Genomic DNA, 14659 nt, shown 5'->3' with positions numbered 1-14659 from the left:
CTGGTTTCCCGTGAACGTCACTGGACTGGCGACCTCTAGCGCCTCCCCCGACAAACAGCCTCGTTTCTCTATTTGTCTGCAGCCGTCAGCGTGATTTCGCTCGGCTTGTGTCGCCCGTGGGAGGGCATCATGCGTTCCTGGATCTATCTGTTTATCGCCATCACCGCCGAGGTGATCGGCACCGCGTCGATGAAATTCGCCGCCAGTCATTTCCCCGTTCTTGGTCACGGGTTGATGTACCTGATGATCGGCCTGTCGTACTTCTTCCTGGCGCTGGCAGTAAAGCGCGTGCCGGTGGGCGTGGCCTACGCCCTGTGGGAAGGTATCGGCATCGTTCTTATCACCCTGATCAGCGTCACCTGGCTTGGCGAAAGCCTGGGCCTGCTCAAGGCCGCCGGCCTGGGTGTGATGATCGCCGGTATCTTGCTGATCAAGTCGGGTACTCGCGCCGCACCTGCAGCTCGTAACACGGAGGCCCTGCCATGCTGAGCATGAACTGGATTCCCTTCGCCTGGCTGGGTCTTGCGATCGTGCTGGAAGTGATCGCCAACCTGCTGCTCAAGTATTCCGACGGTTTTAAAAAGCGCGGCCTGGGCATTGCTTCGATTCTCTGCGTGCTGGCCGCCTTTACTGCGCTGGCTCAGGCTGTGCGAGATATCGAACTGTCGCTGGCCTACGCCATTTGGGGTGGTTTCGGCATTCTCGCCACCGTGGCCATGGGCTGGGCGTTGTTTGGTCAACGTCTGATGGGCCGTGGCTGGTTGGGGCTGGCCTTGCTGCTGGTGGGCATGAGCCTGCTGAAACTGGCCTGATTCGGTCTGTTTAGCGCGATTGGTTCGAAGGCTTATGCACAAGGCGCATGCCAAACGTGAGGGCATTGCATCGGCGCAACGCCCGCCGTTGGTCTTTGCGCAAATGGCTGTTTTTGCTGGCGATTAATTAATGAACAAAAAATGACCAGGGTGTTAAAGCGCTTGGATCCATTAATTTGCAGGGGTTCGGCGCAAGGTTGCGCACAGACTTATCCACAGGCTGCGAACCTTTACCGACGTTCAGCCAGCAGCAGCAAGTTGCGCGGAGTGAGCGGCTGTTCACAAAACACGCCGAGCTGTACCTCGTAGGACTGTTCCTGCAGAAACAGTGCGCGGTCGAGCACCAGCCACAGTTCCAGCGGACGGCGGAACAGGTTGCGCAGCAGTTCCAGGTTGCGCACCTGGGCCAGGCGTTGCCAGCCGGCAGTTTCCAGCGTGTGCCAATCAGGCTCGGCACCTACCGGCAAGCCCTTGAGTTGGGCCAGGCCCAGGCAGTAGTCGGCATAGGGCTTTTGCAACCAGCTGACTGCTAGCGACGGAGTCGGCAGGTAATCATTCACCCCGCGCAACTGCCGTTGCCACAGATCGAAACCCAGGCGCCTGGCCATGGACTCATCACGCTGGCGACGCACCCGTGCACCGGCGGTCACCGTTTCGCTCAGTGGCAGGCCAAGGTCATCGATCGACAGCTGCAGGCTGGAGGTTTTGGCGGCTGTGGATAACGGCTGATACCGCGGCGCCTGGATGCGGTTGTAGCAGCACGGGGCAATGGCCAGTTGGCGACAGCCCTGACGGCTGGCCAGTTGCATCAGACGTACATGCAAATCGCCACAGGCGTGCAGGGCCACTGCCGTGTGCCCGGCGTTCAGGTGCAATGCGGCATCCTCGGCCAGTACATCCTGCAGATGGTGCTCGGCGGGCAGGTGGTGATGCTGGCTCAGGGCGATACCGGCCTTGACCAGTGTGGGGTCGTATTCCAGACAGGTCAGTTGTTGGCTGTGCGGCTGCAGCAGGCGCCGGCCCAGGTGGCCTTTGCCGGCGCACCAGTCCAGCCAGTGCCGTGGGCTGTGGATAAAGCCCAGGTGGCTGGCGAAGGCTTCGATCTGCTGCCATTTGCGCCCTGGTACGTCGACGTTCAGGCGCTGGCTCGCCGCAGGCAGGGCCATGCTGGGTAACTCACCGACGGCAGACAGCGCTGCGGCCATGCGCGCCAGTTGTGGAAAAGGCGCCGGTGCGTCCAGTTGCCCGGGATCATTGTGCACCGCTTCCGCTTCGCTCAATGAGCGCTGGCGCAACCAGCCGGCAAGATCCGGGTGCTCGGCCTCCCAGGGCAGCTCAAGCTGGGTGAAAGGCCGTGGCCGCCAGAGTGCCTGATGCTCGCACAGAAAACCGTCCAGCGCCTGGAAGCGGCTGAGCAGTTGGGAACCTGAGAGAGGAAGGGGGGAGGTCATGAGCAGATACGAAAACGGGGCTGATATCAGCCCCGTTATACAGGTTTATCGACCCTGGCAGGCATCGACGCGCAGCCAGCGTTCCAGTTGCTTGAAGGCTTGTACCAGCACAAAGGAGATCAGCAGGTAGAACAGCCCCGCGGCAAAAAAGATCTCCACCGGCAGGTAGGTCCGGGCAATGATGGTCCGTGCCATGCCGGTCAGTTCCAGCAGGGTGACGGTGCTCGCCAGGGCGCTGGCCTTGAGCATCAGGATCACTTCGTTGCTGTAGGCTGGCAGGCCGATGCGCGCTGCGCGTGGCAGCATGATGTAGATCGTCGCTTTGGCCCGTGACATGCCCAGGGCTCGGGCCGCTTCAATCTCGCCACGGGGAATGGCCTGCAGGGCGCCGCGCAGAATTTCGGCAATGTAGGCGGCCGTATGCAGGGTCATGGTCAGCACCGTGCACCAGAACGGGTCCCGCAGGTAGGGCCACAAGGCACTGCTGCGTACGGCATCGAACTGGGCAAGCCCGTAGTACACCAGAAACAGCTGGACCAGCAGCGGTGTGCCACGGAAGAAAAAGATGTAGCCAAACGGCAGGGCGCGCACGTACCAGTGCCGCGAGGAGCGGGCGATCCCCAGGGGGATGGCGATGATCAAACCGGCAATGACCGCTATGGCGACCAGTTCCAGCGTCAGCGTGGCGCCCTGGGCCAGGCGCGGCAGCCATTTGACGATGATTTCCCAGTTCATTGGTTGGCCCTCGCGAAGCCGCGACCGGCGCGTTTTTCCATGAAGTGCATGCCGATCATGGCCAGGACGGTCAGGCCCAGGTAGATGACGGCGGCGACCATGTAGAAGGTGAAGGGCTGCTTGCTCACCGTCACGGCGATTTGCGAGTGACGCATGATTTCTTCCAGGCCGATGACCGAGACCAGTGCGGTATCTTTCATCAGGATCATGAACAGGTTTCCCAGCCCCGGTAGCGCGATGCGCCACATTTGCGGCAGAACCAGTTTGGAAAAGATCCGCCCTTTGGACAGGCCCAGTGCCAGGCCGGCTTCCCGGTGGCCCTTGGGGATGGCCAGGATCGCGCCACGGAACACTTCCGTGGCATAGGCGCCGAAGCACAGGCCCAGGGCAATGACCCCGGCGGCAAAGGCATTGAGCTCCAGGCCAGGTATGTTCAGAAGCTCGCCAAGCCGGTTCATCAGGCTGACGGTGCCAAAGTAGATCAACAATACCCAGAGCAGTTCGGGTACGCCGCGAACGATCGTCGAGTAGAAGCCGCCCAACCATTGCAGGGGTTTGTACGGCGAGGTCTTGGCCAGGGCGCCAAGCAGTCCCAGTACCAGCCCCAGAAGCAGGGCCGACAAGGCGAGTTTGACGGTCATCAGTGTCCCGGCCAGCAAGGCCGGACCGAATCCGTAAAGATCAATATTCATGGGCAGGTTTGTTCAAGGGACCGGCATCGCCGCCAGGGCAATGCCGGTCGGGGCGAATCAATAGATGCTGAACGGGAAGTACTTGTTGTTGATCTTCTCGTAGGTGCCGTCGGCAACGATTTCCTTCAGGGCGGCGTTGAGCTTGTTGCGCAGTTCGTTGTCACCTTTGCGCACAGCGATACCGACCTTGTCGCTTTCGTTGACCGGATCGCCTTTGAACTCGTAGTTCTTGCCGGCTTCGGATTTGAGCCAATCGTAGTTGGCGTACTTGTCAGCCAGCAGGGCGTCGACGCGGCCTGAAGTCAGGTCCAGGTAGGCGTTTTCCTGGGTGTCGTACAGGCTGACTTTGAACTTGCCGTCCATGCCGCCGTTATCGTCCAGCCAGATGGCCGCCTGAGTTGCGCGCTGGGTGCCCAGGGTCTTGCCTTCGAGCGACTTGGGATCGGTCTTGAAGTCGACGTTTTTCGGGGCGATGAACTGCTGCTTGTTCGAGTAGTACGGGTCGGTGAAGTCCACCGCCTGCTTGCGCTCGTCGGTGATCGACAGGGACGAGACGATGAAGTCGGATTTTTTCGCGTTCAGGGCAGGAATGATGCCGTCCCAGTCCGACACCACGACCTCGCACTCGACCTTCATCTTGGCGCACAGGGCGTCGCCGATGTCCTTGTCGAAACCGACAACCTGGCCGCTGGCATCCTTGTTGTTGAACGGCGGGTAGGCCGCCTCGATGCCCATCTTCAGTTTCTCGGCAGCCATGGCATTGGCCGAGAACACCAGCGTGGCGGCAGCGGCCAGGAGGAATTTCTTATAGCTCTGCATGCGTGTTGCTCCGTTAGCGGTTGCTGGACATGAATTGTTTACAACGCGCCGAGGTCGGGTTTTCAAAAACCTGCTGCGGCGTTCCTTGCTCTTCGACCAGCCCCTGGTGCAGGAAGACGACTTCGCTGGACACCTGGCGGGCAAAGCCCATTTCGTGGGTAACCAGTAGCATGGTCCGGCCTTCTTCGGCGAGGGCGCGGATGACGTTGAGCACTTCCTGGACCATTTCCGGGTCCAGGGCCGAGGTCGGTTCATCGAACAGGATGACCTTGGGCTTCATTGCCAGGGTACGGGCGATGGCCGCACGCTGTTGCTGGCCCCCGGACAGTTCGGCCGGGTAGCTGTGACGCTTGTTGTGGATGCCGACCTTGTTCAGCAGCGCTTCGGCATGCTCGATGGCCTCGGCCTTGCTCTGGCCCAGCACCCGGCGCGGCGCCTCGATGATGTTGTCGAGGATGCTCATGTGCGGCCACAGGTTGAAATTCTGGAAGACGAAGCCGATCTCGCTGCGCAAACGATTGATCTGCTTGTTGTCGGCGGCCACCAGCTCGCCGTTTTTCGCCGCCTTGAGCTTGAGCTCTTCGCCGGCCACCAGGATCTGGCCCTGGTGCGGGTTTTCCAACAGGTTGATGCAGCGCAGCAGAGTGGACTTGCCGGAGCCGGAGGATCCCAGGATCGAGATCACGTCGCCATCACGCGCGGTCAGCGAAATTCCCTTGAGGATTTCCTGGTCGCCGTAGCGTTTGTGCAGGTTGCGGATTTCCAGCGCGGGCGTGGCCTCAGCCATGTGCGGTCCTCATGTGTTCTGGTGCGCTCCTGCTGTTAGCGGCCTTCCTGGCGAGGCGCCAAGCTAGCATAGCGGTCCGAAGACAGCCAATAACGTCGGGAGAGGCAAGCGGTTGGTGGGAGGGCGGTTGTCGCATCGTTGCAGTGGACTGTCGCGCGGATGTCCGCCTGCCCTCGTTTCCAGGGCCGGAGCCTTGATGAAAAAAGGCGCGATGGTGCCAGTTTTGGCCGGTGCTGGGAAGTCGTTTCTGTCTTTTGCGCTTGAGGATAACCCGCACGGTAGACGCAAGTTGCGCCGTTGGGTTGCGCCTTTTTGTCCTGGATTTGTGCGCGGGTGTTACCGAGGGCTTCTTTTGGTGCACCTGTAACTGGGTATTTCAGTAATTAATTATTACCAGGTATTTTTAAAGGGCTTTCGGTCAAGGAGTGGCAGAAAAGCCTGTAAGCCTTGTTGCACGGGGCCGTGAGAAATTCCGAACGAACGGTCGTGCACATGGCGCAGTTATTGCCTGCTAGGTAGCCCACAGGATGTAGCACTCTTTTATTGGAGCTTGCGACCCCGGTTGCAGGCTCGGAACGCCATTCCTTCAAAGGTAGTTTTATGAGCGGTACGCACAATTCCAATGACCTCGCTCAGGGGCTCAAACAGCGGCATGTCACCATGTTGTCCATTGCTGGCGTGATCGGTGCCGGCCTGTTCGTCGGTTCCGGCCACGCCATTGCCGCCGCCGGCCCGGCAGTGTTGTTGGCCTACCTGGGGGCTGGCACCCTGGTGGTGCTGGTGATGCGCATGCTGGCCGAGATGGCCGTGGCGTCGCCAGATACAGGCTCGTTCTCGACTTACGCCGACAGGGCCATCGGCCACTGGGCCGGCTTTACCATCGGCTGGTTGTACTGGTGGTTCTGGGTGTTGGTGATTCCGCTGGAAGCCAACGCCGCAGCGACCATCCTGCATGCCTGGTTCCCGGACATCGGCATCTGGGTGTTTACCCTGGTCATTACCTTGCTGCTGACTGCAACCAACCTGTTCAGCGTGAAGAACTACGGTGAGTTCGAGTTCTGGTTCGCCTTGCTCAAGGTCGTGGCGATCATCGGCTTCATTGTCCTGGGTGTGGCGGCTGTCTTCGGCCTGCTGCCTGACAGCCAGGTCAGCGGCGTCAGCCACCTGTTCGACACCCAGGGCTTCATGCCTAACGGCATGGGCGCAGTGCTGGCTGCGATGCTCACCACCATGTTCTCGTTCATGGGTACCGAAATCGTCACCATTGCTGCCGCTGAATCGAAAGATCCGGGCAAGCAGATCACCAAGGCCACCAACTCGGTGATCTGGCGGATCTTCCTGTTCTACCTCGTGTCGATCTTCCTGGTCGTGGCCCTGGTGCCGTGGACCAACAGTGACCTGGCCGAAGTCGGTTCGTACCAGACCGTGCTGAACCTGATGGGCATTCCCAACGCCAAGCTGATCGTCGACATCGTCGTGCTGATCGCGGTGACCAGTTGCCTGAACTCGGCGCTGTACACTTCCTCGCGCATGCTCTTCTCCCTGAGCAAGCGTGGTGATGCCCCGGCCATGGCCCAGCGCACCACTTCCAGTGGTACGCCGTATGTAGCGGTGGTGCTGTCGACGGCGGCGGCGTTCCTCACCGTAATCGCCAACTACCTGGCGCCTGCCCAGGTGTTCGAGTTCCTGCTGGCAAGCTCCGGCGCCATTGCCTTGCTGGTGTACCTGGTGATTGCCGTGTCGCAACTGCGCATGCGCCGTCAGCGGATGCAGCGTGGCGAGAAGATCGCCTTCAAAATGTGGCTGTTCCCGGGCCTGACCTGGGCGACCATCGCGTTCATCGTTGGCATTCTGACCGTGATGCTGATCCGTCCGGATCACCGGATCGAGATTATTGCTACCGGCTTGCTGTCCATCGCCGTGGTGGCCGCAGGGCTGTTGGTGGCGCGCAAGCGCAAGGCCGCAGCAGCCGGACAGGTCGTGCTGGATAACTGATGTAGCGTTGCTGAAATGAACAAGGCCGCGATCTGTGAGGATCGCGGCCTTTTTTGTGGGTGCCCGAGCAACCGGTGGGAGCGGAGGTGCGACGCCTCGACTGGTCCCGCGATGGCATTCTGTCAGTTACATCGCATCGCGGGGCAAGCCCGCTCCCACAATGGGTCTGTGTGCACCGTTAAGGTATGAAGGTCGACCGGGAGCCAGTCATGCAGTCAGCCGAACTTCTTCTGCTGCTTGGACACCGCTTCCGACGCTGCGATATAGGCTTCCTGGAACTCGTCGCTCTCGAGCCAGGCCATGGTCGTGGCTTCGTCGGCGCCGTCCAGCCAGGCGCGGTAGGCGGTGAAGACCATGACGATGTAGTCGGTGGCGTGTTCTTCCTTGTGGCCCTTGAGCACCAGGGTCAGCAGCGGGTCGACCAGGAATACCGAGATCAGCGCCACCAGGCCGCTGTCCTGGGCTTGCTTCATCTTCTCGAACAGGGCGTTGTAGCTACCCGATTCCATGGCCTTGTTGAAGACTTGCTCAACGCTGGCGCTGGAGCTCTCGCCAGAGCTCTTGACTGCCTGGCCGCTGCGTACCATACGGTTCTCACGCGCTTTGCTGGCGGCGCGCTTGGCGCGTTTCTGTTGTTTGCTGCTGGAAGCCATTGGTGAACCCTGAGCCGGTTAAAAATTGTGCGTATTGAAGCGCAGTTGGCCAGGAAACCCAAGTCGCATCTCAGGCCGGCTGGGCCAGTTCGCCGCGGTCCTCTTCTGCCAGCACCCGTGAGGCGCGGTCTACCAGCAGTGGGTCAGGCTGATGGGCGACGCTCAGGTCCTTGCCGGGGTAGTCCAGCGAATGCAGGAAATGGCGGATGCAGTTGATCCGGGCGCGCTTCTTGTCGTCGGACTTGATCACCGTCCACGGTGCGTCGGCGGTGTCGGTGTGGAAGAACATCGCTTCCTTGGCGGCGGTGTATTCGTCCCACTTGTCCAGCGACTTGATGTCGATCGGTGACAGTTTCCAGTGCTTGAGCGGGTCGTCGCGGCGCGAGATAAAGCGGCGCAGCTGTTCTTCGCGGTTGACCGAGAACCAGTACTTGAACAGCAGAATGCCGCTGTTGCACAGCATGCGTTCGAGGTCCGGCGCCTGGCGCATGAACTCCAGGTATTGCAGCGGCGAGCAGAAGTCCATGACCCGCTCTACCCCGGCGCGGTTGTACCAGGAGCGGTCGAAGAAGACCATTTCACCGGCTGTGGGCAGGTGCTGGACATAGCGCTGGAAATACCACTGGCCTTTCTCCTGCTCGGAAGGCTTCTCCAGGGCGACGATCCGCGCACCGCGCGGGTTCAGGTGCTCCATGAAGCGCTTGATGGTGCCGCCCTTGCCCGCAGCGTCGCGGCCTTCGAACAGGACGACGATGCGCTGGCCGGTTTCCTTGACCCAGCTTTGCACCTTGAGCAGCTCGATCTGCAGTTCGTGCTTGGCCTTCTCGTACTCGGCGCGGCGCATGCGGTGGCGATACGGGTAGCTGGTCGGCAATTTGGCCAGGGCGCTGTCTTCGTTGGAACCGCGTGGCGCCGAGGCGACCTTCAGCGCTGCCGGTTGCTGGCTGATGGCGCTGATTTCAGCGTCTGCGGCTGCAGGCTTGCGTGGGGTGCGCGGACGGCGTGGGCGGGTGCTGGCAGCTTTGCGTGCCGGGCTTGGGCTGGTGCTCGCGGGTGTTTCAGCTGTGGGCGAGGGCAGGGGCAGGGCAGTGGATTCTTCGCTCATGGGGAGGCCTGTTGGTTCCTTCTAATATCCTCAGAGCATTTTATCGGGGCGGGCCAAGGGCATATTGACGGTGATCAACAGCCCTTGGCATAGCGCCATCAGTACCAGTATTTCGGGTAGCTGTTGGCCTGGCGCGCATTGTTCAGGCACCAGGCCACGGCGACGATCACCAGCGAGCCAGCCAGCACCGGGGTCACCACGAAGCTCAATGGGGCATGGCTGGCGATCACCACCAGTGGATTGGCCCCGGCAGGGGCGTGCAGGGTGCGGGTCTGCTGCATGGCGGCCAGGGCCAGGCCGACGGCCAGGGCTGCGCTCCACCAGCTGTCGCCAAGGCTGTACAGCACTGCCAGGCCCACCAGGGTGGCAATCACATGCCCGCCGATGATGTTGCGCGGCTGCGCCAGGGGTGAGTCGGGCATGCCGAAGGCCAGCACGCAGCTGGCCCCGAACGGTGCCATCAGCCACAGGGCGCCAGATACCTGGCTGAGCCAGCCGGTGGCGCCGATCGCCACGGCCGCGCCTATCAGTGACAGCAGGCTGAAGTGCAGGGAAGGGGCGGCGGGCGCCTTGGATTTGAACGGCATGGGCACAGTCTCCGGTTGGGCAATTTGCGTCGAGGATACCGATCGGTTTACCTGTAAGTCAACCGATCGGTATACACTACTCGCAATTGTCCTGAGCGAAGGTGTGAGATGAGTACGTCCGAGAAAATCGCCGAGTCGGCGCTGCTGCTGTTCTACCGCCAGGGTTACCACGGCACCGGGGTCGAGCAACTGAGTCAGGAAGCCGGGGTGACCAAGAAAACCCTGTACCGGCATTTCCCCAGCAAGGAGCTGTTGATCGAGGCAGCACTGCAGCGGCGGGATCACGATTTCATAGCGCGCCTGGAAAGCGCTCTGGCGGCCGTAGAGGCAAAAGCGCGGCCGCTGGCCTATATCGACTTCATCGAGGCCTGGGCGCGCTCTGAAGGCTTCCATGGCTGTGCCTTCATCAATGCCTCGGCCGAGTATGCCGGGCCGGGTGAGCCGCCTCATGCGCTGGCCAAACTGCACAAGCACAAGGTCATGACGGCACTGGAGCAGGCGTGCAAGGACGCAGGATGCAAGCCGCAGGCTGCGCAGCAGCTGTTTCTGCTGGGTGAAGGGCTGATTGTTGCGTCGCAGGTTAGCGGGCCGCAGGCGCGGCTGTTCGAGGCGGCGCGGTCGATGGTGGTTGCGCTGGCCTAGCGCATCATCCCGCAGATCTGATTGCCTTCGTAACCATGGATGATCGGCGCGAGGATCATCATCGGGCCGCATGCGTACATGGGCGAGCTGATGGTCTGCCGGGCGTTGAACAGCACGACCTGGTCGCCATCGATATCAGGGCCGTAGGCCACTTCGCTGTAGGTCCTGCACACCGGCAGTAGCAAAGGCACCGGCACGACCACTGCCCAGAGGGTGACGCCGCACCACTCTCGAGTGACGTTGTATTTCTCCGATTTGCTGACCTTGGGGGTGATGTTCTTCAGGCGCAGGATGCGATGGGCCCCAGTGGGGGAGGTCTGTTTTTCCGGCAGCACGACGGTGGCGCCGACACAGCCAGTCAGGCTCAACAGTATGGCGACGACAACGGCAATCGATTTCATCCCTGGCTCCGATTAGGCTCGCGGCATTTCCGTGCGCGAGAAGGCCTGCGTTTGCGGATAAATCGCAGGCATGAAAAAAGCCCCAAGGAATCACTTCGCTTGGGGCTTTTCGGTATTAGTGGTGCCCAGAGACGGAATCGAACCGCCGACACGGGGATTTTCAATCCCCTGCTCTACCGACTGAGCTATCTGGGCAACGGGGCGCATTAAAAGACTTTTTCGGGGTTACGTCAACGACTTTTTGAAAATTTATTAAATTAATTCCGTCGCTTACGATTTTCCGGGGTTACTCGGCAGGTGGAACGTAACCTTCGGCCTTTTCGTAATCCTGACCGGAGAAGAACTTGTCCATCTCGCCCTGGAGGAATTTGCGGTCCTCGGCGTTCATCATGTTCAGGCGCTTCTCGTTGATCAGCATGGTCTGTTCTTTTTGCCAGTCGGCCCAGGCTTGCTGCGAGATGTTCTCGAAGATGTCCTGGCCCTTGGCGCCCGGGTAGGGTGGACGCTCCAGGCCTGGCAGTTCTTGGTTGTACTTGCGGCACATTACGGTGCGGGTCATCGCGACTCTCCTGTAAGCAATACGTCGGCCGCGCGTTTGAGCAGTTTTTTCACCGGGGCGGCAAGGCCCAGGCGCGGCGGGGTGGCGAGGTTATACCAGAGCCAGTCGGCCTCGGCCACGTGCTCGGTGGCGCTGTCGACGCGTACCAGCCAGGGTTCGATGGCCAGCTGGAAATGGCTGAAGGTGTGGGTCAGGCCGTCCAGCGCCTGGCTGCCGGACAGGCGCAGGCCGTGCTGGTCGGCCAGGTCATCGATCTGTTCGAGGGTGTCCAGCTCCGGCAGGCTCCACAGGCCGCCCCACAGCCCGGTAGACGGCCGCCGGTAAAGCAGGATGGCGCCTTCGTGGTTGGCCAGCAGCGGCATCAGGGTGCGCTTGCGCGGCAGTTCCTTGCGCGGTTTGGGCACCGGGTAGCGGATTTCCTGGCCGAGCATGTGCGCCTCGCAGCCCACCTTGAGCGGGCACAGCAGGCAGCTGGGCTTGCTGCGGGTACACAAGGTAGCGCCCAGGTCCATCATTGCCTGGGTGTAGTGATTGACCCGGCTGTGCGGCGTATAGCGCTCGGCATTGGCCCACAACGCCTTGGCCACCTTCGGCTCGCCCGGATAGCCCTCTTGCGCGGTGTAGCGGGCCAGCACGCGCTTGACGTTGCCGTCGAGGATCGGCGCACGCAGGCCCATGCTGATGCTGGCGATGGCGCCGGCAGTAGACAGCCCAATGCCGGGCAGGTCGGTGAGCTTCTCGACATCGCGCGGAAACTCGCCGGCGTATTGCTCGACGACGATTTTCGCGGTTTTTTGCAGGTTGCGCGCCCGGGTGTAGTAGCCCAGGCCCGTCCACAGGTGCAGCACTTCGTCTTCAGGCGCCTCGGCCAGGGCCTGGACCGTGGGCAGGGCATCCATGAAGCGGCCGAAGTAGTTGAGCACGGTGCTCACCTGAGTCTGCTGCAACATGATCTCCGAGACCCACACCCGGTACGGGTTGATGCCCTGTTGCCAGGGCAGGTCATGGCGGCCGTTGCGGTCGTACCAATCCAGCACGGCGCTGGAAAACTGCTCGGGACTCATCGCTTGAACAACCCCTTGAGCGCATCTTTGAGCTCAGGGCTGACCTTGTCACCGAGCTTCTCGTCGATCTTTTCGCTGAGCTTTTCACTGACCTTGTCGCCGGCAAGCTTGGCCGCGACCTTGCCCAGGCCGTCCTTGTCCAGGCGGCAGGCCTTGGCGCCGAGCTCCAGCGGGCCACGGCAGCGCAGCGGCAGTTCAAGGCCGACATAGCGCTCGCCAACCTGGCAGGCCGGGTCGGGCATGTCACGCTTGTCGCCTTCGACAACAACGCCAATGCGGTAGTCCATGCCCAGTACGCGCAGGTCGAGGTCGCCATTACCGTTGACGGTCAGGCCAGGAATTCGCACCTTGAGGTCAGGGTTGCTGGCCACACCGTTTCGCATCACCAGGCTGCCCTTGAGCTCCTGGAACGGCGTGTCCTTGCCACGTGGCTCACCGCTCAAGGCCTTGCGGTTGAGGGTGGCGATGGCCTGGCACAGCTGCTGTTCGAGGTTGGCGTTGACCAGGATGCCGTCGTTGATGACGAAGCTGGCGTTGCCATTGAGGGTGTCGACCAGGGCCTTCTGGCTATTGCCGGTAGCGGTCAGGTCGCTGCTCAGGGTCAGCAGGCCCTTGACCGGTGGTGTACCGCTTTCGCTTTTGATGAAGTGCTCGACCGGTACCCGGTTGATGCGGGTATTGAGGCCAATTTGCGGCACTGCCGGGCGCACGTCGAGGGTGCCCTTGGCTTCGAAGTCGCCGTTGTACAGGCCGCCTCGCAGGGTTTGCAGAGTGATCAGGCCACCCTGGCCCTGAGCCTTGAGGTGGGCGTTTTCGATCGGCAGTTTGTCCAGGTTCAGCTGGCCGAATGTCAGGTCGGCCTGCAGGTCGACTTTGCGCAGGCGATCAACTGGCAGCAACTTGTCGCTGCTCCAGGCCACCTGGGTCGGCGCGTCAGGCAGCGGCGTAGTGCCGGCGCCGGCCAAGGCACCGGCTTCTTTGCTCTGCACTTCGGCCTGGCGCGCGGCCTTGGCGCCTTTGGCCGCATCGCTCTTGGCCAGCGCGTAGCGGTCGGCGTCGAACTTGTCGGCCTTGAGTTGCACGCGCAGGGCTTGCTTGGCGAAGTCTTCGATCGCCAGGCGGCCGCTGAAGGTGCTGTCATCAAGCTTGATCGCCAGGTCTTCCAGGGCCAGGCTGTTTGGCGTGCCCTGCAGGCGGCTGACCAGCTCGACCTTACCCAGGGTGCTGGCATCGGCCGAAGCCGGCAGCGGGTGGCCGATGCTGTCGAGGAAGTTGCGCAGGTCGAACTGGGCAATCGACAGGCCGCCGCTCAGTTGCGGGGTTTTGTCGAGATCGCGCAGGTTCAGCTCGCCAAGGGCGCGCAGCTGGTTGGCCGAGAGCTTCAAGCCATTCCATTCGGCGACGTTGGCTGCCAGGTCAACCAGCAACTGGCCCTGGGCGGCGAAGGTCATGGTCTTGCCTTGCAGCGGCTCGCCCGAGGCTTCGCCGCTGAGCTTCATGTCTTCGAACTGATAGCGCTTGAGCCGACGGTCGAAGCGCAGTTCGCCGTTAAGCTCGGTGCGTGCCTTGATCACGGGTTGGCCGGAGCTGAGGAAGGCGGTCATCTTCAGCGGGATGTTCACCCCTTCATGTACCGCACCGGTACTCAGCTGGATGCTCTCGGCGCCGAAACTCTGCCCGGTGCGGGCATCGTTGTACTGCACTCGGGCGTTGTTGACGGTCAGGCTGTCGATATCGAGCTTGACCAGGCGCTCGCTGGCGTTGTCGCCGCTGGCCTGTACCGGGGCGTCGGCGGGGGCGGCGCTGCCAGCCTCGGCCGAGGCCGCAGTTGCGGCGGGCAGGGGCTTGCCGATGTCTTCCCAGTTGCCGTGACCTTTTTCGTCGCGGCTCAGGTTCAGGTTGAGGCCCTCGACGCGTACGTCGCTCATTTGCACTTCACGGCGCAGCAATGGCAGGACACGCACCGACAGGCCGAGCATCTGCAGGTCGGCAAACGGTATTTTCGGGTTGTTCAAGGTGGCGATGCTGGCTTCATGCAGCTCAAGGCCGAGCCAGGGGAACAGGCTCCAGCCGATGTCGCCATTGAGCGTCAGCTCGACGTGGGCCTTGTCGCGTGCCAGCTGGCGAATCTCGTCTTTATAGTCGTTGGGATCGAAGAGGTGGGTCAGGGCAAAGCCCAGAGCCACAATGATCAGCAACAACCCGAGAAGCACCAGCCCCAGGATTTTGCCGAACGCTTTCATGGGCGAGTCCTTGTAGTCCGATTTCTAAATTCAGCCGCAGAGTATAGCGCTGCGGTTATCACCACTGTGTGATATGGCCCGAAGGTTTAGTCCTGCAAATGTGTCGGATTCGAC

At 61.6% G+C, this 14659-nt stretch carries 16 protein-coding genes and 1 tRNA gene; 4 read left to right on the top strand and 13 right to left on the bottom strand.

Translation table 11 applies throughout. From position 1 onward, the window contains the following. Positions 1-129 precede the first annotated feature (129 nt). Positions 130-489, top strand: a complete 360-nt coding sequence (locus EXN22_RS25915) for an SMR family transporter (RefSeq protein WP_130266700.1) — start codon at positions 130-132, stop codon at positions 487-489. After that, entirely contained in the window at positions 483-812 is a 330-nt protein-coding gene (gene mdtI / locus EXN22_RS25910; RefSeq protein ID WP_010221302.1) for a multidrug/spermidine efflux SMR transporter subunit MdtI, read from the top strand. The genes EXN22_RS25915 and mdtI overlap by 7 nt, the downstream gene beginning before the upstream one ends. A 230-nt stretch (positions 813-1042) precedes the next feature. Here the strand turns inward: mdtI and EXN22_RS25905 are convergent, their stop codons facing one another. The 5 genes from EXN22_RS25905 to EXN22_RS25885 are packed head-to-tail and all read right to left on the bottom strand — an operon-like array spanning position 1043 to position 5296. Further along, entirely contained in the window at positions 1043-2263 is a 1221-nt protein-coding gene (locus tag EXN22_RS25905) for a methyltransferase (RefSeq protein ID WP_130266699.1), read from the bottom strand. A 45-nt stretch (positions 2264-2308) separates the two neighbouring features. Then, positions 2309-2998 (bottom strand): ABC transporter permease, encoded by a 690-nt coding sequence (locus EXN22_RS25900; RefSeq protein ID WP_130266698.1) that lies wholly within the window; start codon positions 2996-2998, stop codon positions 2309-2311. Then, the gene (locus EXN22_RS25895; RefSeq protein ID WP_130266697.1) at positions 2995-3690 is read right to left on the bottom strand and encodes an ABC transporter permease; all 696 of its coding nucleotides are present in this window, start codon (positions 3688-3690) and stop codon (positions 2995-2997) included. Before EXN22_RS25895 ends, EXN22_RS25900 begins: the two co-directional genes overlap by 4 nt. Before the next feature lie 57 nt (positions 3691-3747). Then, entirely contained in the window at positions 3748-4509 is a 762-nt protein-coding gene (locus EXN22_RS25890; protein WP_130266696.1) for an ABC transporter substrate-binding protein, read from the bottom strand. A 13-nt stretch (positions 4510-4522) separates the two neighbouring features. Beyond that, positions 4523-5296 (bottom strand): ABC transporter ATP-binding protein, encoded by a 774-nt coding sequence (locus EXN22_RS25885; RefSeq protein WP_095163137.1) that lies wholly within the window; start codon positions 5294-5296, stop codon positions 4523-4525. Between the two features lie 600 nt (positions 5297-5896). Here EXN22_RS25885 and gabP point away from each other — a divergent pair. Further along, on the top strand, positions 5897-7291 hold the full coding sequence (gene gabP, locus EXN22_RS25880; RefSeq protein ID WP_130266695.1) for a GABA permease: 1395 nt from the start codon (positions 5897-5899) through the stop codon (positions 7289-7291). 215 nt (positions 7292-7506) lie between these two features. Here gabP and EXN22_RS25875 read toward each other — a convergent pair whose 3' ends face one another. From EXN22_RS25875 to EXN22_RS25865, 3 genes are all read right to left on the bottom strand, one after another. After that, positions 7507-7944: a hypothetical protein gene (locus EXN22_RS25875; RefSeq protein WP_130266694.1), complete on the bottom strand. Its 438-nt coding sequence runs from the start codon at positions 7942-7944 to the stop codon at positions 7507-7509. A gap of 70 nt (positions 7945-8014) precedes the next feature. Then, positions 8015-9049, bottom strand: a complete 1035-nt coding sequence (gene ppk2, locus EXN22_RS25870; RefSeq protein WP_130266693.1) for a polyphosphate kinase 2 — start codon at positions 9047-9049, stop codon at positions 8015-8017. A 98-nt stretch (positions 9050-9147) separates the two neighbouring features. After that, entirely contained in the window at positions 9148-9636 is a 489-nt protein-coding gene (locus tag EXN22_RS25865; protein ID WP_130266692.1) for an HPP family protein, read from the bottom strand. A 108-nt stretch (positions 9637-9744) separates the two neighbouring features. On the opposite strand from EXN22_RS25865, the gene EXN22_RS25860 reads away from it, so the two are divergent. Continuing rightward, entirely contained in the window at positions 9745-10278 is a 534-nt protein-coding gene (locus EXN22_RS25860; protein WP_130266691.1) for a TetR/AcrR family transcriptional regulator, read from the top strand. Here the strand turns inward: EXN22_RS25860 and EXN22_RS25855 are convergent. The 5 genes from EXN22_RS25855 to EXN22_RS25835 form a co-directional block, all read right to left on the bottom strand. Then, positions 10275-10679: a hypothetical protein gene (locus EXN22_RS25855; RefSeq protein WP_130266690.1), complete on the bottom strand. Its 405-nt coding sequence runs from the start codon at positions 10677-10679 to the stop codon at positions 10275-10277. The two genes, EXN22_RS25860 and EXN22_RS25855, sit on opposite strands and share 4 nt — an antisense overlap. Before the next feature lie 119 nt (positions 10680-10798). Continuing rightward, positions 10799-10874, bottom strand: a tRNA-Phe gene (locus EXN22_RS25850). Between the two features lie 91 nt (positions 10875-10965). Continuing rightward, a complete protein-coding gene (locus EXN22_RS25845) occupies positions 10966-11238 on the bottom strand; it encodes an oxidative damage protection protein (RefSeq protein WP_130266689.1) in 273 nt (90 codons plus the stop codon). Beyond that, the gene (gene mutY, locus EXN22_RS25840) at positions 11235-12302 is read right to left on the bottom strand and encodes an A/G-specific adenine glycosylase (RefSeq protein WP_130266688.1); all 1068 of its coding nucleotides are present in this window, start codon (positions 12300-12302) and stop codon (positions 11235-11237) included. Before mutY ends, EXN22_RS25845 begins: the two co-directional genes overlap by 4 nt. After that, positions 12299-14545 (bottom strand): AsmA family protein, encoded by a 2247-nt coding sequence (locus EXN22_RS25835; RefSeq protein WP_130266687.1) that lies wholly within the window; start codon positions 14543-14545, stop codon positions 12299-12301. Before EXN22_RS25835 ends, mutY begins: the two co-directional genes overlap by 4 nt. Positions 14546-14659 lie beyond the last annotated feature (114 nt).

Origin of the sequence: Pseudomonas tructae, assembly GCF_004214895.1 — a bacterium.
GTDB lineage: Bacteria > Pseudomonadota > Gammaproteobacteria > Pseudomonadales > Pseudomonadaceae > Aquipseudomonas > Aquipseudomonas tructae.
Note: the sequence above shows the minus strand (reverse complement) of the source record. Positions and strands in the feature narration are given on the sequence as shown.

What these genes read in the sequence shown, in the direction of transcription:
- EXN22_RS25845 (WP_130266689.1), bottom strand. Translation starts at nt 11,238, where the DNA reads ATGACCCGCACCGTAATGTGCCGCAAGTACAACCAAGAACTGCCAGGC.
- mutY (WP_130266688.1), bottom strand. Translation starts at nt 12,302, where the DNA reads ATGAGTCCCGAGCAGTTTTCCAGCGCCGTGCTGGATTGGTACGACCGC.
- EXN22_RS25855 (WP_130266690.1), bottom strand. Translation starts at nt 10,679, where the DNA reads ATGAAATCGATTGCCGTTGTCGTCGCCATACTGTTGAGCCTGACTGGC.
- EXN22_RS25860 (WP_130266691.1), top strand. Translation starts at nt 9,745, where the DNA reads ATGAGTACGTCCGAGAAAATCGCCGAGTCGGCGCTGCTGCTGTTCTAC.
- mdtI (WP_010221302.1), top strand. Translation starts at nt 483, where the DNA reads ATGCTGAGCATGAACTGGATTCCCTTCGCCTGGCTGGGTCTTGCGATC.
- ppk2 (WP_130266693.1), bottom strand. Translation starts at nt 9,049, where the DNA reads ATGAGCGAAGAATCCACTGCCCTGCCCCTGCCCTCGCCCACAGCTGAA.
- EXN22_RS25875 (WP_130266694.1), bottom strand. Translation starts at nt 7,944, where the DNA reads ATGGCTTCCAGCAGCAAACAACAGAAACGCGCCAAGCGCGCCGCCAGC.
- gabP (WP_130266695.1), top strand. Translation starts at nt 5,897, where the DNA reads ATGAGCGGTACGCACAATTCCAATGACCTCGCTCAGGGGCTCAAACAG.
- EXN22_RS25900 (WP_130266698.1), bottom strand. Translation starts at nt 2,998, where the DNA reads ATGAACTGGGAAATCATCGTCAAATGGCTGCCGCGCCTGGCCCAGGGC.
- EXN22_RS25895 (WP_130266697.1), bottom strand. Translation starts at nt 3,690, where the DNA reads ATGAATATTGATCTTTACGGATTCGGTCCGGCCTTGCTGGCCGGGACA.
- EXN22_RS25865 (WP_130266692.1), bottom strand. Translation starts at nt 9,636, where the DNA reads ATGCCGTTCAAATCCAAGGCGCCCGCCGCCCCTTCCCTGCACTTCAGC.
- EXN22_RS25905 (WP_130266699.1), bottom strand. Translation starts at nt 2,263, where the DNA reads ATGACCTCCCCCCTTCCTCTCTCAGGTTCCCAACTGCTCAGCCGCTTC.
- EXN22_RS25885 (WP_095163137.1), bottom strand. Translation starts at nt 5,296, where the DNA reads ATGGCTGAGGCCACGCCCGCGCTGGAAATCCGCAACCTGCACAAACGC.
- EXN22_RS25835 (WP_130266687.1), bottom strand. Translation starts at nt 14,545, where the DNA reads ATGAAAGCGTTCGGCAAAATCCTGGGGCTGGTGCTTCTCGGGTTGTTG.
- EXN22_RS25890 (WP_130266696.1), bottom strand. Translation starts at nt 4,509, where the DNA reads ATGCAGAGCTATAAGAAATTCCTCCTGGCCGCTGCCGCCACGCTGGTG.
- EXN22_RS25915 (WP_130266700.1), top strand. Translation starts at nt 130, where the DNA reads ATGCGTTCCTGGATCTATCTGTTTATCGCCATCACCGCCGAGGTGATC.